We start from the raw sequence: 22272 nt of genomic DNA, 5'->3' as shown, positions 1-22272 counted from the left end.
ACATAAACTATTTCAATGCTTGGTTTATAAAAACAAAAAAAAGTTAAAAAAAATAAATAGCTGATTAACAAGCTATTAAGTAAAAATTGACGAGAATAAACATTTTTAAGCACAAATAACTTGTTAAAATTAATTTCGCAAAAATAATAAATTTTAATAATTTTAAAGCAAAAACATACAAGATTAAAAAAAAACAATAATTAATCAACAAAAACAATAAAAAATATAATATTTATCAAAAAAAAATCATAATAAAAACAACATCATACAAAAAACAAAAACAAAAAAAAAAAAAAAATTAACAAGTAATATGTAGCATTAAAATAATAATTCAAAAACAAACATTATTTTAGACTACAGTTTTTTTTTGAGATTAAACTCTAAAAACATTAACTTGTGCCAAATTTTAACCAAAACCACTTTGAAGAAAAAATTATTACTAAATCCGTTTTTTATTGTTATCTACCTAATACTAATGTCTTTTTCTGACCCATATTCTATCAAAAGAATTAGTAATTCTGAATATAAATATGAGTTTTATGTTACTAGTAAAACCATAACACCAAAAGAAAACAAAATTTATTATTGGTTCAAAGGTGGTGCAATTCATAATGCGCAAGGAGGAATTGTGGGAAATTTATTAAATGATGAATTTTTAAAAACATATCATAATAATCAAATAGCAGAATACGGTTTTTTTAAAGACGGCTTAAAGATTGGCACATGGAAATCATGGTATCCAAATGGATCATTAGAAAGTATACAGAATTGGAGTAAAGGATTAAGAACAGGCAAGTATTTAAAATATGATGTAAATGGAAAACTTGAAGAAACAGGCCACTATAGAAAAGATAAAAAACAAGGATATTGGTATAATTTCATTAAAAAAGACACTATAAAATTCAATGATGATATTCCGATAATCAAAAAAATAAAACTATCGAAATCAGAAAAATTATTATTAAAATCAAAAAAAATAAAAGAAGAAGCTATCAAAAAAACTACAATTCAGAATGAAGAAAATAAAGAAAAAAACCTTATAAAATCACAACAAATTATATTAGAAAAAGAAAAAGCAAAAATAAAATTTCAAAAAAAAGAAACAAAAGAAGCAAGTAATCTTATAGAAAAAACAACTCTAGCCAATAAAAAAGCAGAAAAAATTAAAAGAAGAAAAACAAAACAGGAACTCCAGATAAAGTCTCAAGATTCAACCAAAAAGGAAAACTTTTTTAAAAGACTTTTTGGAAATATTTTAAAAAAGAAAACGTATAAAAAAAATGATTAAAGCACACAGTTTACTTTACTCAATTTATATATGTTTATTGGTTTCAATAGTTTGTGGGGCGTTATTGTTTTTTTCAAATTTATATAACCAACTTAACTTGTATTACAATCTGCAAGAAGAGTTATATTTTCATAATCAATCATTAGTAAATTTTGCATTAGAAAGCAGAGATACGCTACCAATACTTGATCCAGAAGAAAAAACAGGAATCAAAGGAAGTTACGAAACAAAACCTTATGGAATACTAAACCTTTTGTTGGTTCAATCAAAAACAAACAAAGATACTATTCAATCTGCGCACTTGATAGGACTTCATACTAAGAATAAAACAGCATTGTTTTTAACAAATTTCTCAAAATCTGTTTCCTACACTGGCTTAGTAAAATTAATTGGTGACAATGCACTCCCCTCTTCTCACATTGAAACTGCACATATAACCAACAAAACCAATGATCTATATATTGAAGGAAAAAATAGTGTTTCAGAAAATCAACTTCCCAAAATCAATCCTAATTTTAAGAAAATCTTCTATAACACTCAAACTGATAAAACAAATTTATCTGATGTGGATAAACCAAAAGATTCATTATACTTCAACTCTTTTTTTAATGCAACCAAAGAAGTCTATCTAAACTCAATTGTTGCAAACATGATTTTTAAAGGTAATTTTATTTTACGTTCTAAAGATTCTTTACACATCAAAAAAAACACTGTTTTAGAAGATGTTATATTGATTGCCCCAAAAATTACATTTGAATCAGGGTTTAAAGGTAGCGTTCAAGCATTCGCCTCAGAAAGAATAGAATTAGAACAAAATGTTATATTGAATTACCCTTCTGTAGTATGTATTTATAATGAAACTGTTGATGAAAGCAGAATAAAAATAAAAAAAGAGTGTAAAATAACTGGTGCAATTGTTTTATTTGGCAACACAAACGAAATGATTGACAAAAACTGCATGGAAATAGATGAAAACACTTTGCTTTTTGGAGATATTTATTGCACAGGAAAATTATTTTTAAAAGGCAAAGTTCATGGTTCTGTATTTACTAATCGTGTATTTTACAAAACAGAATCTGCGTCCTATAATAATACCATTTCGGATATAGAAATTAATGCTAAAAAAAGACCAACCTATTTTATTTCAATTCCAATATTTGATTCAAAAAATGTATCTCATGGCATCATTAAAAAAGTTTTATAGTCTAAAAGCGAACTCTATACTGGAATCGGTGATTGCATTGACTATCATTTCAATTTGCTTTTATTTCACAATTATGATTTTTTCCAAAGTGTTTACACCTAGAACATCAGCAAAATTCTATAATACCCAAAATAAAGTAAATGAATTATTCTTTTTATCACAAATAAAAAATGACTCATTACTGAATGAAAATGAAGATGAAAATTTATCAATTGAAGAAGAGTACATTAATAAAAACTTAAAAAAAACAACCATCCGTTTTAAAGACAGTACACAATTTGAGTTTGAAAAATTTTTTTATATTCAAAACAATTATGAATAACAAAAAAATGGCAGCTGCCTTTTCTATAGTAGAGGCTATTGTTGGAATGGCCATAACGGCTATCATCATGAGTATTATTTTTGTAGTTTTTTCAATAGTAACAGAAAGAATGATGGATTACAAAAATCAAAATGAGTTAATCTGTGATATAAATAGGTTAACTTATAGTGTCAACAAAGATATTTTTGAAAATGAAAAAATGATCGTTATTGATAATGAAATTACATTCAAAAGCTATTCTGGCGAGAGCATAAAATACCATTTTCTTGAAGACTATGCCCTGAGAAATAATGAAATTTTTATAGATACATTTAAAATAAAGCTAAGCCAAATATACATTGATACCGTAAAAAGTAAATCTGAACAATTCGTTTTTCAAAAATTAAAATTCAACATAGAAATAAATGAAGACAAAATGGACTTAAAATTCTACAAACGCATTTATGCAAATGAATTATTACTAAAAGAAAACAACGAAAAATGAGTCTTGACTTAAACACATATAAAACTCCAAAATCTGAAAAAAAATCTGTTAAAATTAAAAACACCAATTTGCAGTTTTCAAAATCCCTTTCGGATAAACAAAAAGAAATATTCTACAGAGAGTTGAGTATGCTTTTAAAATCAGGAGTAGATTTTAAAAAAGCATTAGAGATATTAGGTAATCAGTCTTCTAATAAATTTGAAAAAGAAATAATCATTGAAGTAAAAAACAAAGTTGTAGAAGGAAGAAGTATTTATGAATCTATAAAAGAAACAAAACAGTTTTCACCTTATGAGTATTATAGCATACAAATAGGAGAAGAAACTAGAAAACTAGAAGAAGTTTTAGCTGAGCTACAAAAATATTTCAACAGAAAAATCCAGATGAAAAGACAAATTATCTCTGTCTTAACATATCCTGCAATTGTAATAATTGTTACATTATTGGTACTTTACTTCATGCTAAATAAAGTTGTCCCAATGTTCAGTTCCGTTTTTAGACAGTTTGGGAGTGAACTACCAAAAAGCACTCAAGTGATTATAAAATTATCAAATCATTCAGGAACAATTTTTACGCTTGTATTAACCATAATAATTGGAGTAATAATTACTAATTTCTTACTTAAGAAAGATCAAAATTACCGTGCATTTACAACCAAAATAGTTTTAAAAATCCCTTATTTTGGAAACTTAATTCGAAAAATTTATATATCCCGATTTTGTCAAGCTATGAATTTGTTAATTACTTCTAAAACTACTTTAATAAATTCTTTAACATTGACTTCAAAAATGATAGCCTTTTACCCAATTGAAGTTGCTATTGAAGAAATAAAAGAAGATATAACAAGAGGCGCTACATTACATGAAAGTTTAAAAAAACACAGTGTATTTGAAAACAAAATGGTTTCAATGGTTGAAGTTGCAGAACAAGTAAACCAACTTGAAACAATGTTTGAAAGATTAACAGAGCAATACAATGAAGATATTAGCCATCAAACTAAAATGATAGGTGTTGTTTTAGAACCAATGATAATAATAGTTATTGGTATAATTGTAGGAATAATAATGGTCTCAATGTATGCACCAATGTTTGATTTAAGTAAAATAATAAATAAATAATAAAATTTTAATTACAATTTGTATTTTTGCAAAAATTAAAATTAACAATTTTTAACGAATAAAATAAGATAAAGATGTTGATTAACACTAAAAAGAGCTTTCGAAAAACTAAGAAGAGAATGCTTGATGCCTATTCATTAACAGAAATTCTAATAGTATTGTGCATCATTGGCATCCTACTATTAATGGTATTACCCAACCAGACCTCTGTGATTGGTCAAGCAAAAGCCATTGAAGCACAAGCAATGCTCAACCAAGTTTATGGATTAGAAAAAAGTCATTTTTACAGACACTCAAAATATTCAAGTAATCTAGATGAACTTGGTTTTGAACCTGAACTTACTGTCGAAGAAGGTGGACAAGCTGTTTACAAGATTGAAATTATTGAAGCTTCTAATGATTCTTTCTTAGCGCGTGCAACAGCAACTTCAGACTTAGATGGAGATGGAACCTTTAATACATGGGAAATTGATAGCAAAAAAATATTAACTGAAGTAACAAAAGAATAAGTTGGAAATAGTTTTTATTGGATTATTACTTTGTCTTTTAATTGTATTTTTTCAAGATTGGAATTATAGGGCAATTCATGTATTATTACCAGTGCTTATTTTCTTACTTTCGTATATAGTAATCAAACAAAAAAATATTTTTTTAATTAAAAACATACTTTTTAATGTATTATTTTTCTTTATAACTTTTGGAATCTTAATAGTCTATATGAGTTTAAAGAGTAAGTCCTTTACAAATCCATTTCAAAACTATTTTGGATTAGGTGATTTACTCTTTTATATCAGCATTTCTCCTTTATTCATTTTAAAAAACTATATTATCTATTTTATTCTTTCAATGCTTTTTGCTATCGTATTACAACACATATTGCAAAAAAAAATGAAGCATGTGACTGTACCTCTAGCAGGATTTTCATCTTTACTTCTATTTCTCCTACTTATCATAGATAGCTTATTCAGTATCCAAAAAATATCATTGATATAATGCAAGATATAATAATTACCGCTGAAAACCAGTATCTCTTGTCTAACGACATAGCTAATCAGTACAGAGTATTACCAAAAAGTATATCTGATTCTAGTGTAGAATTATATATAGATAAATCAAACAATAATCCAGATACTGTAGAAGAATTAGAGCTTTTTATCGGCAAAAATGTATCGCTAATATCAATTGATTCTTTTGAAATTGAAAAAGCATTATCCATTTATTATCGTAAAGAAAGGGTTAGCAATTCGAATAAATCCATTAATGTTGACAAAGGTGATTTTCTAGAAAATTTATTAGGAGAAGCAAAATCATTAAAGTGTAGTGATATTCACTTCGAGATTTATGAAGATTCCTCAAGAATTAGATTTAGAATTGATGGCCAACTAATCGAACGTTACAAAATTGAAAGAGAAAACTATCTTGAATTAGTTAATAAAATAAAAATAAAAGCTAAACTTAACATCACAGAAAAACGTTTACCCCAAGATGGAAGAATTACAAACGATTCTTTTGATATTAGGGTCTCCATTTTACCAACATTATTTGGAGAAAAAATAGTTATGCGATTATTAGGTCAAGATGCCTCAAATATTGATTTAAATTCACTAGGCCTTCAAGAACAAGAGCTACATAATTATCTAGAAGCCATAAAAAAACCAAATGGGATTATTTTAATAAGTGGTCCTACGGGATCTGGGAAAACAACTACTCTATATGCTACACTTAGATTACTAAATAATAGTATACGAAATATTGTCACTGTAGAAGATCCTATTGAATATACATTAAAAGGAATTAATCAAGTACAATTAAAAGAAGACATAGGTTTAACTTTCTCAACTGCTTTAAAATCTTTTTTACGACAAGATCCAGATGTAATTATGCTAGGAGAGATTAGAGATCCAGAAACTGCTTTAATGGCCATAAGAGCTTCCTTAACAGGTCATTTAGTATTATCTACAATACACACCAATTCGGCCGTAGGGACAATTTCCAGATTAATAGATATGGGAGTTCCTTCCTATTTGATAGCAGAGACTTTAAATCTTTCGGTAGCTCAACGTTTGATTAGAAAACTATGTGATAATTGTAAAAAAGAAGTGAAATGCAACAAAAAAAATTTCCCTGATAATTTTCAATTTCCCTATGAAATTTCAACGTATTATAAAGCTGTAGGTTGTAACAATTGCTATCATACAGGTTATAAAGGACGGACCGCAATTTATGAAGTTTTGCCAATTGAAAATAAACTAATAGAATCAATAAAAAACAATACAATATCAAAACAATCTGATACTAATGATAAAAATAAATCATTATCAGAAAAAGCATTTGATATTTTATCAAAAGGAGAAACAGCACTAGAAGAAATTTATTCTATTTTAATAAATATATAATGTTCAAAAAAATTATTTACGTTCTAATTAGTTTGTTATTCTCAAACACTATTATTGCGCAACAAGATATAAATCAATTAGTCAAAAATTTTGATTTAATGTCCGTTCAAAGTAAAGGACTTGAAGAGTCAATTAAAATTGATGTAAGTGGACTTACACTTCATGATTTTATTTCAACTATTGCAGAAGACCATCAATTAAATGTTGATGTTGACCATAATCTGAATCAAATGGTATCGAATAATTTTTTTGATGTAAAAGTTAAAGACGTATTTATACACTTGGTTCAAAAATATGACCTTGAAGTTACTTTTAGAAATAACATCATCATTTTTAACAAAAGAATAGAAAAAATTATTACCCCAAAAAAAATTGTTAAAACAATAGATGTAACGTATAATCCACAAAACGAATTTTTATCAGTTAAATTAGAAAATGATACTTTATCCTCAGTCATCAAAGCTATTATAGACAAAACAAATAAGAATTTAGTTTTGGCTCCAGCAATAAGAAATACGACGATCTCTGCTTATATATTAAATAGGCCATTTGATCAAGTTATCCAAATGATTGCAAAGTCAAATGATTTATTGTCTACAAAGGATGATGACGGAATCTATTACTTTGAAAAAAACAATACAGAATCAACAGTAGGTTTAACAAATAATAATTCTAGTTTAAAAACGAAACAACCCAAAACTGCTATCGGACTCCCTGGTTATTTTGATATTTCAACAAATAAAAATGGACTACTAACAGTGAAGGCATATGCGGCTGATTTGGCAGAATTTATTACAGAATCAGCAGAAAAATCAAAAATTAATTATTTCTACTATAACAAACCTGAAAATGAAAAAATTACCCTTTCTGTAGAAAACATAACATTTGACGATCTTTTAAAACAAATTCTTGAAGGAAAAAAATACACATTCAAAAAGCAAGGACAGTTTTATTTGATAGGCGAACAAATTACCGAAGGCTTAAGAGTAACAGAACTAATACAAATGGAAAATAGATCCATAGAACTAGTCATTAGTTCATTGCCAAAAGTTTTTTCAGATAAATTAGAGATAAAAGAATTTACAGAATTGAACGGATTAATAGTTTCTGGATCTAAAAATACCGTCGATGAGTTAAAACTATACATACAAAAAATAGATAAAGTTGTACCTATGGTGCAAATTGAAGTTATTATTGTCCAGTATAATAAATCGTATTCTATACAAACAGGTATGAAGGCGGGAATAGATAAATTAAATAAAATAGCTACTAGTGGCACTGTATTCCCTAACACTGATATTGTTGTAAATTCATCATCCATAAACAGTCTAATTGATGCCTTTAATGGTTTTGGCCTTTTTAAATTAGGTAAAGTTGCAGAATCATTTTATGCCAATTTGAAATTACTCGAGAATAATTCTGTAATTAATGTAGAATCAACACCAAAAATAGCAACTATAAGTGGTCACGAAGCGAAACTATCGATTGGTGAAACCAGCTATTATTTTGAACAGACTAATCGATTAATAAACAACAACATAGGAAATGATGTTTTAAACTCAGGCACATGGAAATCTACAGATGCTAATCTAAGTTTATCAATAAAGCCTTTTGTATCAACTGATGAAAATGTAACTTTAACTATCGTTGTCGAAAAAAGTTCATTTTTAGCTAGAGCTGGAGAAGATGCTCCTCCGGGAAAAGCAACACAAAAATTTGAATCTCTAGTAAGAGTAAAAAATAGTGAAATGATTTTGTTAGGAGGTTTAGATGAATTAAAAAAAGAAAACTCAGGAACAGGAACTCCATTAATTTCAAGAATACCAATTATTAAATGGTTTTTTAGTAGCCGTCAAAAAGGGAAAAGTACTTCAAAACTACATTTATTTATCAAACCAACAGTCGTATATTAATGATTACAATTCTTTCTAAAATAATAAAGTTCAACAAATTACATGTAATAGGTATCTTAAAAAAAGAAAATGAAGAATCTTATCATGTTTTAACAGTTAAAAGAAAAGGAACTAAATTAACTATTATTGCTTTGGAATCATTTAATGAATTTGATGACTTAGAAAAAAAAGTTAATCAAAATTTACCTCTACTGTTATTTATTGACGGTAAAGGAGTTTTAAACAAAGCCATTGATTTCAATAATGAAGAAGACCTACGCTGGTATAAAAACATCGATTTAAACTCAATATACCACACAAGTTTAAAAAGTTCAAATGTTGATTTTATAAGCTTCTGTAGAAAAAACATTATAGACGATATACTTTCGAAATTTAAAAAAAATAATTTTCAAATAATTGATGTATATCTAGGTTCATTCATTTCTGCAATACTGATTAAGTCAATAAAAAAAGAAACAATTTTTACAAATGATTTATTATTAGAATTCAAAAATGAAGAACTTTACAGATTTGAAAAACAAGCTAGCTTAACAAAAAAAGTAAGTTACAATATTGGAAACGAAACAATAACTAATACACACTTACCTTTATATGCCTCTGCGGTTAATTTTTTTGTAAAATCTAAAGAAATTTCAAAAACAAAAATTGAAACATTAAATTCAGAAGAAATCATTTATAAGAAAGCCTTTAATTATTTTGGAATTATTATTCTAATAAGCTTTTTAATTACGCTTTTAATAAGCTTTTTTTTAATTCAGCATTATATCTCAAAAAACGCAGCACTAAATATTCAAAACATATATACTGATAAAAACTATCAACAAACATTAGATTTAGAAAAACAAAAAGAGAACAAACAAAGAATACTTCTAGAATCAGGATTCTCATCATCAAAGTTTTTATCTTTTTATTCATATGAAATAATCAAAACAGTACCAAAAGATGTGTCATTAACTGTATTAGAAATAACTCCTTTAAGCAAAGAAACAAAAAAAGAACAAAAATTAATTTTTGAGTCTAATACTATACATGTATCAGGAGAAACTTTTAATGAGTCTTCATTCAACACTTGGATGGAAAGTTTAAAAAAAATGAATTGGTTGTCAAATTTTGAAATTCTGAGTTTGAAAAAAGACAAAAAAAATAAATCTCATTTTGAAATTAAAATCATAATAAAAAATGTTTGAAAAATATTCCTTTAAGAAAAAATTTCTAACGTTACTTGTTTTGACACTTATAATTGCAATAACGGCATATAAAAGATCCTTTAGCATATTAATTCAAGTAATAAAAGAACATGATACTTTATCTAAAAAAATTGAAGATGTAAATAAAAAAGCACAGGTTTCAAGTAATTTAGCTAAAGAAGTAGCTTACTTAGATAGACTAATAGGTAAAGAGGGAGTATCCAAAGAAGTAATTCAACAAGAAATCCTAAATTTTACAGCAAAAAGACATCCAAAAGTGTCAATTAATACTTTAGAACCTATTCATCTTTTTATAGATGAAAATTATACAATAATCACTAATCAACTTGATGTTACAGGTAATTTCAATCAATTGTTAGAATTAGGTTACGATTTTGAAAAAAACTTTAGTGATTCGAGAATAGTAAATATGCATTACTATATCACAAAAAATAATAATAAAACAGATATTTTACATTTTAAAATTATATTTCAAAATTATGAGAAGATTAAATAGAATTTCATTAATAGCAATTACTTTATTATTATTTTCCTGTGACGATATTTTGGAAAAAGATATAACAAATGATATGATTGAACTTATATCACCAATAAATTATGACGAAATTGAAAGTAATGTAGTTACTTTTAAATGGAATAGTCTTTCAAACTCAGATAAATATCGCATACAAATTTTTAAAACTGATAAAACAAAAATATTAGATTCGCTAATAACTAAAACAAATTTAACATATCCTCTCCTTCCTGGAGAATATCAATGGAGAGTAAGAGGAGAAAATTTTGCGTATCAGTCTGCCTTCTCTCTCCAAGCTGATTTCTCTGTAATCGAATCATCTGATCTAAGTAATCAACAAATTATTTTAAAAAGCCCTAATGACAATTATTTTACAAGAAGTAGTAGTATAACTTGCAATTGGCAACCACTTTCAAAGGCAGACTATTATGAATTTGAGTTATTAAATGTAACCAATGGTGACACTTTTGTTTTTAAGGAAACAAATATTATCAATCCAACTTTAATAATAAATAACACGCATTTGAATACAGAAGCTAAATATAAATGGAAAGTAAAAGGAATAAATGGGACATCTGAAACACTATTTAGTAGTAATACTTTTTCGATTGATAGAACAATTCCTAATCAGCCTAGTAATACTCTTCCCGCACAAAATGCAACTTTTACAATAAACCAATCAATTAATTTTAGTTGGTCAATCCCAGCCGATGTTGGAGCCGTCCAATCTCTTATTTCATATACTATAGAATTTGCAAACGATATTAATTTCACAACTGTAATTCAAAAAAATGATGTTTCAGCTGCATCATTTGATAGAGCCTTCACAACAATAGGAACTTACTATTGGAGAATTAAAGCAACAGATTTGGCAGGAAACATAAGTATTTACAGCACTCCCTTTAAATTTATTGTAAAATAAACAATCATATCTTACATGAAAAAAAAAATTAATGTAGCTTTAATTCTAATTGTTTTGACAGTATGGGGTTTAGTAGCAACTAAAGCTCTAAAAAATTATTTTTTTTTAGATAAAAAAATAAATCACAAGGAAAGTCAAATTTCAAATTTAAAAATAAATCAAATAAAAAAAGACACTTTCTTTATAAACCCTATCGATAGAGATCCTTTTTTAAACAAAGAAAGTACTATAAAAACTCATTCCTTACCTCAAAAAAAACTTTTTAAAAGTTCCTATATAAAAAAGAAATCAAAACCAGAAATTATTAAAAATGTAGTAGTTGTAAATTCAAATTGGCCAAGTATTACCTATCATGGGTATATCAACTCAAAAGACAAAAAAAATGAACTATTATTATTAATAAATATTAATAAAAAACTACATAAACTAAAATTAAACGAACCATCAGAAGGCATTATTGTGAAAAATGTTTACAAAGACTCTATTGAAATATGTTTCAATAAAGAGAAAAAAATATTTCGATTATAATGATTCCAATAAGGCACCTGTCAGGTGTGGCAGGCATTCCAAAAATAATTTTTGCCTCAATTCTAAAACTTTTAAAACGCAAATCATTCTAAAAACATATACGAAAAAAGTCAAGAGACTTTGCAGAGCATAAACAATACCTTATTCACTCTTCAAAGAGCGGGGGCTGCGTTAATAGTGCACTATTTAACAAAAAAGAAATATCTAATCCTAAACAATCACTTGTTTCGAATAAAGAATTTTTTTCAAATATTTTTTTTGTTTTTATTAAACTCAATTCTTTCTTTTGTTCCTTATTAATGATTAGATTGTCTATATCTGAATCCTCACTATCATAAACTAAATAAATTTTATTATTCGGTTCTATTAATATCCATTCATCTAAATCTTTAGACTCAGAACTTATTAGTACTTCTTGATTAATTAATCTTGAAAGTTCTAGTGCGAATAGCAAATTACTTGTTAAACCAACCTTTATTTCAATTTTTTTTATGAATATAAATATCGAATGAATTATAAAAACTTATTTTTTTTTCATTTCTGACAAAATTTTCATGATAGATATAATTTTCACCTCCTTCAAATAAATGTCCAATCTTTTCTATACTTATTTTAAACAAACTTTTCAAAACAGATTTAAATTTTTCAATTGATAAATTGTTTTCTAACATTATCGAATAACTTGTAACCATCTTAATGTTTTTTTAATAAAATCTTGAGCAAATTTAATGTTTTATTCAAATATCCAGCGGCACACTATGCCTCATAACTTTGCGCTTTTCTTTCAACTTAAGAATTGTAAACATACTAAAAGTCTACCGGCTTTTTTCGAAAACGCCTTGTCAAGTTTTAATGTTTACTTGTCACATTAATAAGTACCAATAAAAAGTAAAAAACAAAAAAAAAGCTACAAAATAACCAAACGGTTACTTTGTAACTTTTTATCACTTTTGCCACACTAAATATTCTAAAAAACATTAACGGGAAAAGTCAGGAGACTTTTATAACGTTTACGATTTTAAAGAACTTTTAAAAAATACGCAAAGTCACAGACATTTGCGTAGCCTGCAAGACAACTTATTCACTCTTCGAAGAGCTGGGGCCATCTGGGTATAAAAAAACTATTCATTTTAAATCAATTTTCTAATTGCGTTGTATAGATTTAAGTCAAAAATATAGACCTTCTGTAAGTTACTAAAATTCGAATTAATAAATTTAAGATGAACATTACTTTTTAAAATAAGTATCTCAATACAATTTTCCATATCTTGATTTAAAATTTCGAATTTTAAATTTGTTTTCTTAATGAAGAATAAGAAATCATTAAAGCTAAAATTATAACCTAAATCACAACTAATATTTTCAAATTTAACAGTGTATAGTCTTTTTATTTTGTAGTCAAAATCAAAAGACATACCAATAACTTTATTTCTTAAAGTTGTCACTTGAAAACATTTTTTTATATATATTAACTCAAATAATGATGGAATATCACCTTCTTCTTTACTAATAATCTCAAATTTCATTTCAATATTATCTATTGAATCTCCAACCTTTAAATCTCCTATTCTACCATCAAAAATAAAATCTGTAAACACCATAAATAATATTTTTTTATAATTTATCAACTTTTTTATGAAGTTTTTGTTCTCTATTAGTTCCCTTAAGTTGACCTCCGTCTAAATGTTTTTGAGCCTGATCTTTTAATTCTGTTATAAAATTCGTATCCTTTAATTTATCTTGGAAAGCTTTTTCTACAATTTTCAATTGTTCTTTTGAAACTTTTTTTCCTACTACATTATATATAATTTCACCATCGTCAGTAACTTAAAACCTATTTCAGTTATTTTTTTTTTCTTTATGAAAGATATCGCCATGCACCCAGCTCCACAAAGTCTACTGACTTTGCGCTTTTCTTTCAACTTAAGAATTGTAAACATACTAAAAGTCTCCCGGCTTTTTTCGAAAACGCCTTGTCAAGTTTTAATGTTTACTTGTCACATTAATAAGTACCAATAAAAAGTAAAAAACAAAAAAAAGCTACAAAATAACCAAACGGTTACTTTGCAGCTTTTGATCACTTTTGCCACACTAATCCTTCTAAAAAACATTTATGGGAAAAGTCAGGAGACTTTTAATCGTTTACGATTTTAAATAACTTTAAAAAAATAAGCAAAGTCAGAGACATTTGCGTAGCCTGCAAGACAACTTATTCACTCTTCGAAGAGCTAATACAAACGAGCGCCAGTTGGAGACCTTAATCCCTAACTCTAAAACACAACTAATACCTAATCTGAAACACTATCTTGAATATCTAATTTAACTACAAAATGATTATCATTTTTTTTATCGTAAGAAGCCTTGACTTCATCAAGAAATTGAACTAAATGATTTCTAGCTTTCATATTTGATACTTCTATTTCAATTTCTTTTGGAAAATTATAACCATACATATAAAAACTGTCTTCAGGCAGTTTATAATAATCTAATAATAAATGAAATTCATCCGAATTTATGTGTTTTCTATTTTTTATATTAGAAATAATTCTATCTAAATCTATCACTTCATTTTTAGTTGGAAAAATGACCTCATTATCTCCATAGTTAGAGTAAAAATCATATATATTCATAAATTCAAATTTTTTAGATTTTAAATTAATTCGAATAGGACCTTGACCAGACACAATATTTAATCTTTCATCATTGAATGGATTATCGGGTGAGTCTTTATATTTATAAAATACAAAAAGATCTCCATCAAATTCTACAGTATTAATCAATTTAAAATCACTACCTAAAAGTTTATTAATTAAATCTCTCATAACTATTTTACTTCAAATGCTTTATAAGAAGAAAAGGTTTTATCCATTGCTTCTTTTGTATATTCCACTTTGTTTTGAACATCAATAAATTTGTAACTCCCGTCAGTATTTTTTATTGCTACAAAAAAATGATCTGTGATTCCGCCCATAGGTTTTATTAATTTCCCCATTACAAAACTATTTTTAGCTCCCGCTTCTTTAAGTATTGAAATCAAACCTTGAGTACCTTCCCAGCTCCGAAAAGTCTCCTGACTTTGCGCTTTTCTTTCAACTTAAGAATTGTAAACATACTAAAAGTCTCCCGGCTTTTTTTCGAAAACGCCATGTCAAGTTTTAATGTTTACTTGTCACATTAATAAGCACCAATAAAAGTAAAAAACAAAAAAAAGCTACAAAATAACCAAACGGTTACTTTGTAACTTTTGATCACTTTTGCCACACTAATCCTTCTAAAAAACATTTACGGGAAAAAGGAGACTTTTATCACGTTTACGATTTAAAGAACTTTTAAAAAATACGCAAAGTCAGAGACATTTGCGTAGCCCAAACTGACAACTTATTGACTCTTCGAAGAGCTGGGGATTAATTTGCACCAATGTAATTCTTCCTGACTTACTATCCATTCATAAAAAACTTTATAAGCCTCATCATCTCTATACCAAAATTCTCCTTTATCAATTGCCAAATCTTCTAGCAGTAATTCGTCAATTCTATAAAAATTAACATTAGATCCAAACAATTTTAATAATTTATTTTCAAAATCTAGAACTCTATCGTGATGCGGTTTAGAATTTAAAAATTGAGTATACTTAATAAACATCTTAACGAAACTAATTTTACCATCAAAATAAATTGTTACTTCTTCAATAAATAATTTACCTTCGAAGGCTTCATATTTAAAATCATCATTATCATCCGTTTCATAAAAAACAAAATCACTTAACTCTTTAATGTTTTTATTTATTGCGTAGTGTAATTCTGATGAATTTTGCTCAATTACATAAATTATTAATCCCATATTTTAGAATGTTATTATATGTGTTTCGCCTTTGCCATGTAAAAACATAATCGTTCCGATGTTCCTGCATTACCAGCTCCGCAAAGTCTCCTGACTTTGCGCTTTTCTTTCAACTTAAGAATTGTAAACATACTAAAAGTCTCCCTACTTTTTCTGCAAACGCCTTGTCAAGTTTTAATATTTACTTGTCACATTAATAAGCACCAATAAAAGTAAAAAACAAAAAAAAGCTACAAAATAACCAAACGGTTACTTTGTAACTTTTTATCACTTTTGCCACACTAATCCTTCTAAAAAACATTTACGGGAAAAGTCAGGAGACTTTTATAACATTTACGATTTTAAAGAACTTTTAAAAAGACGCAAAGTCAGAGACATTTGCGTAGCCCAAACTGACAACTTATTGACTCTTCGAAGAGCTGGGGGATTCCCCAAAATAAGCACTGGCATCAATCATTCCTGCCGAATTAAAAAAATGAATCATAATTCCCTAATGGACAAACATTTTCACAACGTTCAACATATTTTTCAATTTCTCCTTCAGATCCCCTACTAGAATATTCAGCTAAAATTAACAGAATTTCAAAAAATTGAAGTTCATTTTCGACAAATAGAGTGCTAATGTTATTAATTTCATCGGCATAAATTATATAAATACGCCCCGTATTTTCATCTAGTCCAAAATAGCCTCCATCAAAACCTCCTACTAATAAATATCCATTTACGTTTCGCAAAATATCATCAAAAGAAATATTTCTAATGCTAAAAAATTCTAAATTATAATTATGTAAAAAATCTAATAATATTGAATCATACTGCGTTTGAATTTTCTTTGACTTGAGTATATATTCATTATTTAAAATCTGAAGAGCTCCTTCTTGGCTATATCCTTCAGACAACAAATCGTTTAAGTTAGGTTTTAAACTTAATAGTTTTTCTTTAAACATCTCTAAATTCATATCATCCATTTGTTATTTTATAAAAAAATTAAGATTTTTTCAGTTCTAGTGCATCCCAGCTCTCCAAAGTGTGAATAAGTTATAGTGCGAGCTTCGTAAAGTCTCCTGACTTTGCGATTTTCTTTCAACTTAAGAATTGTAAACATACTAAAAGTCTCTCGGCTTTTTTCGAAAACGCCTTGTCAAGTTTTAATGTTTACTTGTCACTCTACTAGGCCATTGTGAGCTATCGAACCTCTTACATATCAAGAACGTCGGGTTTTAGGCCTAAAAACTCTACAGAGCCAATATTAGCTAAAAAGTTTTCAAATTTACAATCCCAATTGACATCATTTGAATCATCGTCATTTTCAAAAACAATCATTTGAAACAAATAATCAGATATAAAAGTAGTTTTTAAATTTTTCTTAATCAGATCTCTTTGATTGTAATCCAAAGAGTCTAAAAAAATCATGATTTCGTGATTTTTTGCATTTTTAAAGACACTAATGGTTATTTGCCTCAATAAAAATTCAGATAAAAATGTAAATCCTTCTTCTGTCTTTGTTTTAGTGGAAAAAACAACTTCATCGACATCTTTTATAGAATAATCAGGTTCTATTTTAGTCTCATCCCATAATCCTATAACTTTTATTTCGTTGGCATCTAAGAAAACTTTAATTCTATTGAACGTAATTTCTTTTTTTGAATATAAATAAATTAATTCCATTATTTTTCAGGTACTATAATTACATTTTCCTTGCCAGCTCCGCAAAGTCTCCTGACTTTGCGCTTTTATTTCAACTTAAGAATTGTAAACATACTAAAAGTCTCCCGGCTTTTTTTCGAAAACGCCATGTCAAGTTTTAATGTTTACTTGTCACATTAATAAGCACCAATAAAAAGTAAAAAACAAAAAAAAGTACAAAATAACCAAACTGTTACTTTGCAGCTTTTTACCACTTTTGCCACACTAAATATTCTAAAAAACATTTACGGGAAAAAGGAGACTTTTATCACGTTTACGATTTTAAAGAACTTTTAAAAAATACGCAAAGTCAGAGACATTTGCGTAGCCCAAACTGACAACTTATTGACTCTTCGAAGAGCTGGGGATATATAAAGAACAATCTAATTCTTTTCTCAAATTTAATTTACTTTTACTTGGATGATCGGGATTAACTGAAACTTCAAAACATCTTCCAATCAGACTTTTATCAATCTTATTGTTTTCAGGTTCATATTCATTATAAATTTTGTTACTATAAAAATATTTAAACATATAATATTCATCTAATCCAGCATCCATATGATAATCGTAAACTTTACCTATAACTTTAACTGTCATTTTTGAATTCTCATTTTGTCTGTAATAAAAATCAAAACATTTTAAAATTACAATGATAATAATAATAATAACTAACAAAACATTTTTTTTAATAAATTCATTCATATGTTACAAAATTAATTTTTAACGTCTTCTTTTGGTTTATCATTTATATCTTCCTTCATTTTATTTTTTACAACTGTTGTTATAATCTTAAAATACACATCAACATTTGTTTGTATGACACCTCCCATTGTAGATTTCTCAAGAAAAGGTTTAATGGGTGTAAGTGTAAATTTAGACATTTTAGATACATATCGTGAAGATTGATAATTAAGAAATGTATCTGTTAATGAATTCAATTGAAAACCAGTTTCAGGTTTAAGATCTACAAATGCCTTAGTTAATGTGCTCCAGCTCCGCAAAGTCTCCTGACTTTGCGCTTTTCTTTCAACTTAAGAATTGTAAACATACTAAAAGTCTCCCTACTTTTTCTGTAAACGCCTTGTCAAGTTTTAATATTTACTTGTCACATTAATAAGCACCAATAAAAGTAAAAAACAAAAAAAAGCTACAAAATAACCAAACGGTTACTTTGTAACTTTTTATCACTTTTGCCACACTAATCCTTCTAAAAAACATTTACGGGAAAAGTCAGGAGACTTTTATAACATTTACGATTTTAAAGAACTTTTAAAAAGACGCAAAGTCAGAGACATTTGCGTAGCCCAAACTGACAATTTATTGACTCTTCAAAGAGCTGGGAGCTGATCTTAAAAACTATTTACCTAAAAAAAAATCTAGATATATCTGAATCACAATATTTTTCGTTACATCTTTCTTCGCTAGTATCTTTTTCATGTTTAACTGATAGAAAATTTAATATTTCTTCATACTTTATATCAAATAATTTTCTGAGTAGAGTTTCGTTAAATTTTACACTTTGATAAAAAAAGTTATCTTTTTTTATATAGTTTACCAATCTAATTTTAAATTTTTCATTCTCAATAGCTATTAATTGTATTGATGAAGTTGGCATCATTTTATTATCAAGTTTAATTATTTTTCTATCAAAATTTTTAGAATTAAACTGATAAGTTAATGAATTAGAGTCTAATTTACAGATTGATATTCCGCTTAAGGATTGTAGATAAATCATACTATTACTCTCATTATCAACCAAAACAAAATTAGCACCTCCATCAGAAGTTTCACACGTATTTATTTGCAATTTTAAATTTTCCACATAATCAAGAAAATAGAGTTTAAATTTTCCGTAATTACCTAAATGAGACAACAAAAAATCTGTTTTCATCCCATTAAAAGTAAAAATATCAACAATATCATTATTTTGATATCTACTATCAAATCCTTTTCCAAGAATAAATCTACCTCTGTATTTTAATAATGTGGAGCATTTTTTTTCATTTGAAGCAAACCCTTCAATAACACTGTTGAAAGTTTCCTGTGAGTACAAAACGTTACATACAAAAAAAACTAATAATACAATCTTTCTCATTCTTTTAACTTTAGTTTAACCAGCTCCGCAAAGTCTCCTGACTTTGCACTTACGTTTTAATTTAAGAATTATAAACATACTAAAAGTCTCCAAATCAAATCAACTCTTTGAAATATTGTAATAAGATTTTATCATTTTCAACCGTTGGGGTAAAAATTTCTAATAGTTGAGGCTTTTCATTTTGTTGGAACAAGGTAGCAATTGCCTCATCTAAACTTGCAGCATCAGTCGCTTTGCTGTATGCTAAACCATACATTTTGGCTAAATGTTCCGCGGTTAAGTGATGTGTGGTTTCGAAAAAAGTATTAAAAACTGGTGTTTCATTATGTCCAGGTAAGATTCTAAAGATGCCTCCTCCTCCATTATTGATGAGAATGATTTTAAAATCATTCGGAATATAATTGTTCCAAAGGGCGTTACTGTCATAGAAAAATCCAATATCGCCACCCATAAAAACAGTTGTTTTTCCATTGGCTACAGCAGCGCCAATCGCAGTAGACGTACTTCCGTCAATACCGCTGGTTCCTCTATTACAAAAAACCTCAATCGATGGGTCAATATCAATCAACTGAGCGTATCGAATGGCAGAACTGTTACTGATTTGCAACTGTGAGTTTTTAGGCAAATTCGAAATTACTTTATCAAAAACCATAAAATCACAAAACGGCATTTTAGAAACATACCAATCGTGTTTTTGCTTGCGCAAATATTTCACATGCGCCAATTGCGAAGAATAAGAACTCTTTACCTTTTGTGCCAAAGGATAAAATGCGCTAAAAAAGGTATTAGGATGCACTTCAAAATGATGCGTTAAAGCACCAAAAGTATCATAAGCTCTCAAAGGATCGATGTGCCAATGATGTTTGGGTTTGTATTTTCTTAAAAAAGCTTTGATGCGTTTAGAAACCACCATTCCACCAAAAGTCACCAAAATATCGGGTTGAAACTCCTCGAAATCTTCTTTCATAAACGGCGTTATAATCGTATCAATATTGTTGACAAAACTTGGATGGTGAATATTCGAAGTCGTTTCGGTCATCACTATAGTCGAATCATCATTCGCAATCACGTTAATCGACTTCGCATTCGCATCCAAGCCACTCACGCCTACCAAAATCATTTTCTTTTTGGAGGCATTCCAAATCTCCGCAAAAGGCGTCAAATCCCCCAAAGGTTTATCAACAGTAGCGGGAATCGTTGCATCAATATGAGCATTTACTGTAAAAGCTTCTACAGTTTCATACAATGGCTCTTCGAATGGCGCATTGATATGTACGGGGCCTTTTTGAATAATGGAAGTATTAATTGCTTCGTTGATTTTTACATCATTTTCAAAAGAAGCGTCTTCAGTTAAATTGGCATTGTATAATGAATGATTCAAGAAAACATTTTCTTGACGAATTGTTTGTCCGTCGCCAATGTCAATTTTACTTTGTGGGCGATCTGCTGATAGCACAATCAATGGAATCTGACTATAAAAAGCCTCGGCAAATGCAGGATAATAATTCAGTAATGCCGAACCAGAAGTGCACACCACGACCACAGGTCTTTGTGTTTGTTGGGCGATTCCCATCGCAAAAAATGCTGCACACCGCTCATCGGCAATGCTATAACAAGTAAAATCAGGATGACTCGCAAAACCAATGGTTAAAGGGGCGTTTCGAGAACCTGGAGAGATGACTATTGTTTGAATTCCTTTGGCTAAAAAAATCTGAAGTATGCTTTGTGCTAAAGGTATTTTGGGATAAACCATTTTTGAAGTTGGAAATTAGATGTTAAAAAGTTAGAAGTTATACCACTTCAACTTGAAGTACAAAGTTACAAACTTGACTGCCCAATTCCTTCAAATAGCATCATTTTTTACTATTTTTGGATAGAAATATTTTTAAAATGAAAATAGAAGTACGCCCTTACCAAACCCAAGATACACAAGCCTTATTGGACATCATAAACTATAACATTTTGCATTCAACTGCTTTGTATGATTACAACATTCGGACGTATGAACAACAAAAAGCGATTTTGGAGGATAAAATTGCCAAAAAATTCCCTGTAATCGTAGCTGAAGCAGAGGGTCAAGTGATTGGTTTTGGAATGTACAGCGAGTTTCGTTTTAGAGAAGCCTACAAATTTACCGTAGAACATTCTGTCTATGTAGACAATGCCTACCACGGAAAAGGAATTGGAAACGTGCTTCTAGCAGAATTAATTACTTTGGCCAAAGCCCAAAATCTCCATACTATGATTGCGGTTATCGACGCCGAAAATCAAGGTAGCGTGTTGTTCCATGAGAAATTTGGATTCAAAACTGTGGGCATCATCAAAGAATCGGGTTATAAATTTGATCGTTGGTTGCATTCGGTATTTATGCAATTGATTTTGGAGTAAAGTAGTATTATTTTGCCACGAATTCACGAATTAATTTTTGTTTTTTTTTTATTGAATTAGAGTTAAGTACCTAGTTATTTTTCTTTCAATTGACTCCAGCTTTAGCTAGAGTTATTAAGATTGTTTTATTATATAGTTTCAATTGGCTCCAGCTTTAGCTAGAGTTATTAAGATTGTTTTATTATCTAGTTTCAATTAGCTCCAGCTTTAGCTAGAGTTATTAAGATTGTTTTATTATCTAGTTTCAATTGGCTCCAGCTTTAGCTGGAGTTATTAAGATTGTTTTATAATCTAGTTTCAATTGGCTCCAGCTTTAGCTGGAGTTATTAAGATTGTTTTATAATCTAGTTTCAATTGGCTCCA

At 28.0% G+C, this 22272-nt stretch carries 25 protein-coding genes; 13 read left to right on the top strand and 12 right to left on the bottom strand.

Features of this window, described 5'->3' with window-relative positions:
* Positions 1 to 421 precede the first annotated feature (421 nt).
* The 12 genes from WFZ86_RS19510 to WFZ86_RS19455 all read left to right on the top strand — a co-directional run bounded on the left by WFZ86_RS19510 (position 422) and on the right by WFZ86_RS19455 (position 11897).
* Entirely contained in the window at positions 422 to 1288 is an 867-nt protein-coding gene (locus tag WFZ86_RS19510) for a toxin-antitoxin system YwqK family antitoxin (protein ID WP_342693505.1), read from the top strand.
* Positions 1281 to 2492, top strand: a complete 1212-nt coding sequence (locus WFZ86_RS19505; protein WP_342693504.1) for a hypothetical protein — start codon at positions 1281 to 1283, stop codon at positions 2490 to 2492. The genes WFZ86_RS19510 and WFZ86_RS19505 overlap by 8 nt, the downstream gene beginning before the upstream one ends.
* Positions 2467 to 2814, top strand: a complete 348-nt coding sequence (locus tag WFZ86_RS19500; protein WP_342693503.1) for a hypothetical protein — start codon at positions 2467 to 2469, stop codon at positions 2812 to 2814. The genes WFZ86_RS19505 and WFZ86_RS19500 overlap by 26 nt, the downstream gene beginning before the upstream one ends.
* Positions 2807 to 3298 (top strand): hypothetical protein, encoded by a 492-nt coding sequence (locus WFZ86_RS19495; protein WP_342693502.1) that lies wholly within the window; start codon positions 2807 to 2809, stop codon positions 3296 to 3298. Before WFZ86_RS19500 ends, WFZ86_RS19495 begins: the two co-directional genes overlap by 8 nt.
* Positions 3295 to 4416, top strand: coding sequence for a type II secretion system F family protein (locus tag WFZ86_RS19490; protein WP_342693501.1), 1122 nt, complete (start codon positions 3295 to 3297; stop codon positions 4414 to 4416). The genes WFZ86_RS19495 and WFZ86_RS19490 overlap by 4 nt, the downstream gene beginning before the upstream one ends.
* Before the next feature lie 74 nt (positions 4417 to 4490).
* Positions 4491 to 4925: a type IV pilin protein gene (locus tag WFZ86_RS19485; protein ID WP_342693500.1), complete on the top strand. Its 435-nt coding sequence runs from the start codon at positions 4491 to 4493 to the stop codon at positions 4923 to 4925.
* A 483-nt stretch (positions 4926 to 5408) separates the two neighbouring features.
* On the top strand, positions 5409 to 6812 hold the full coding sequence (locus WFZ86_RS19480; protein WP_342693499.1) for a GspE/PulE family protein: 1404 nt from the start codon (positions 5409 to 5411) through the stop codon (positions 6810 to 6812).
* A complete protein-coding gene (locus tag WFZ86_RS19475) occupies positions 6812 to 8725 on the top strand; it encodes a type II secretion system protein GspD (RefSeq protein WP_342693498.1) in 1914 nt (637 codons plus the stop codon). Before WFZ86_RS19480 ends, WFZ86_RS19475 begins: the two co-directional genes overlap by 1 nt.
* Entirely contained in the window at positions 8725 to 9912 is a 1188-nt protein-coding gene (locus WFZ86_RS19470) for a PilN domain-containing protein (protein ID WP_342693497.1), read from the top strand. Before WFZ86_RS19475 ends, WFZ86_RS19470 begins: the two co-directional genes overlap by 1 nt.
* Entirely contained in the window at positions 9905 to 10429 is a 525-nt protein-coding gene (locus WFZ86_RS19465; RefSeq protein ID WP_342693496.1) for a hypothetical protein, read from the top strand. Before WFZ86_RS19470 ends, WFZ86_RS19465 begins: the two co-directional genes overlap by 8 nt.
* A complete protein-coding gene (locus WFZ86_RS19460) occupies positions 10413 to 11369 on the top strand; it encodes a fibronectin type III domain-containing protein (RefSeq protein WP_342693495.1) in 957 nt (318 codons plus the stop codon). The genes WFZ86_RS19465 and WFZ86_RS19460 overlap by 17 nt, the downstream gene beginning before the upstream one ends.
* Before the next feature lie 15 nt (positions 11370 to 11384).
* Positions 11385 to 11897: a hypothetical protein gene (locus WFZ86_RS19455; protein WP_342693494.1), complete on the top strand. Its 513-nt coding sequence runs from the start codon at positions 11385 to 11387 to the stop codon at positions 11895 to 11897.
* A 145-nt stretch (positions 11898 to 12042) separates the two neighbouring features.
* Here the strand turns inward: WFZ86_RS19455 and WFZ86_RS19450 are convergent, their stop codons facing one another.
* The 12 genes from WFZ86_RS19450 to menD form a co-directional block, all read right to left on the bottom strand.
* Entirely contained in the window at positions 12043 to 12351 is a 309-nt protein-coding gene (locus tag WFZ86_RS19450) for a hypothetical protein (protein ID WP_342693493.1), read from the bottom strand.
* A 676-nt stretch (positions 12352 to 13027) separates the two neighbouring features.
* Positions 13028 to 13498 carry a hypothetical protein gene (locus WFZ86_RS19445; protein ID WP_342693492.1) on the bottom strand — a complete coding sequence of 157 codons (471 nt, stop codon included), beginning with the start codon at positions 13496 to 13498 and terminating at the stop codon, positions 13028 to 13030.
* Between the two features lie 13 nt (positions 13499 to 13511).
* Positions 13512 to 13664, bottom strand: a complete 153-nt coding sequence (locus WFZ86_RS19440) for a hypothetical protein (RefSeq protein WP_342693491.1) — start codon at positions 13662 to 13664, stop codon at positions 13512 to 13514.
* A 521-nt stretch (positions 13665 to 14185) separates the two neighbouring features.
* Complete coding sequence (locus tag WFZ86_RS19435) at positions 14186 to 14719, bottom strand: hypothetical protein (RefSeq protein WP_342693490.1); 534 nt, start codon at positions 14717 to 14719, stop codon at positions 14186 to 14188.
* A 2-nt stretch (positions 14720 to 14721) separates the two neighbouring features.
* A complete protein-coding gene (locus WFZ86_RS19430) occupies positions 14722 to 14889 on the bottom strand; it encodes a hypothetical protein (RefSeq protein WP_342693489.1) in 168 nt (55 codons plus the stop codon).
* A 386-nt stretch (positions 14890 to 15275) separates the two neighbouring features.
* Positions 15276 to 15737, bottom strand: a complete 462-nt coding sequence (locus WFZ86_RS19425; RefSeq protein ID WP_342693488.1) for a hypothetical protein — start codon at positions 15735 to 15737, stop codon at positions 15276 to 15278.
* 467 nt (positions 15738 to 16204) lie between these two features.
* The gene (locus WFZ86_RS19420) at positions 16205 to 16696 is read right to left on the bottom strand and encodes a hypothetical protein (protein ID WP_342693487.1); all 492 of its coding nucleotides are present in this window, start codon (positions 16694 to 16696) and stop codon (positions 16205 to 16207) included.
* Between the two features lie 238 nt (positions 16697 to 16934).
* Positions 16935 to 17405 (bottom strand): hypothetical protein, encoded by a 471-nt coding sequence (locus WFZ86_RS19415; RefSeq protein ID WP_342693486.1) that lies wholly within the window; start codon positions 17403 to 17405, stop codon positions 16935 to 16937.
* A gap of 360 nt (positions 17406 to 17765) precedes the next feature.
* Complete coding sequence (locus tag WFZ86_RS19410; protein WP_342693485.1) at positions 17766 to 18128, bottom strand: hypothetical protein; 363 nt, start codon at positions 18126 to 18128, stop codon at positions 17766 to 17768.
* A gap of 11 nt (positions 18129 to 18139) precedes the next feature.
* Positions 18140 to 18307, bottom strand: a complete 168-nt coding sequence (locus WFZ86_RS19405) for a hypothetical protein (protein ID WP_342693484.1) — start codon at positions 18305 to 18307, stop codon at positions 18140 to 18142.
* A gap of 479 nt (positions 18308 to 18786) precedes the next feature.
* The gene (locus WFZ86_RS19400; protein WP_342693483.1) at positions 18787 to 19521 is read right to left on the bottom strand and encodes a hypothetical protein; all 735 of its coding nucleotides are present in this window, start codon (positions 19519 to 19521) and stop codon (positions 18787 to 18789) included.
* Positions 19522 to 19615: 94 nt separating this feature from the next.
* Complete coding sequence (gene menD, locus WFZ86_RS19395) at positions 19616 to 21274, bottom strand: 2-succinyl-5-enolpyruvyl-6-hydroxy-3-cyclohexene-1-carboxylic-acid synthase (protein ID WP_342693482.1); 1659 nt, start codon at positions 21272 to 21274, stop codon at positions 19616 to 19618.
* A 137-nt stretch (positions 21275 to 21411) separates the two neighbouring features.
* Here menD and WFZ86_RS19390 point away from each other — a divergent pair, with 137 nt between their 5' ends.
* On the top strand, positions 21412 to 21909 hold the full coding sequence (locus WFZ86_RS19390) for a GNAT family N-acetyltransferase (RefSeq protein ID WP_342693481.1): 498 nt from the start codon (positions 21412 to 21414) through the stop codon (positions 21907 to 21909).
* The last annotated feature ends 363 nt before the right edge of the window (positions 21910 to 22272 follow it).

It is taken from the genome of Flavobacterium polysaccharolyticum, assembly GCF_038739875.1.
GTDB lineage: Bacteria > Bacteroidota > Bacteroidia > Flavobacteriales > Flavobacteriaceae > Flavobacterium > Flavobacterium polysaccharolyticum.
The sequence above is the reverse complement of the archived record's forward strand: the minus strand, read 5'-3'. Positions and strand labels throughout refer to the sequence as shown.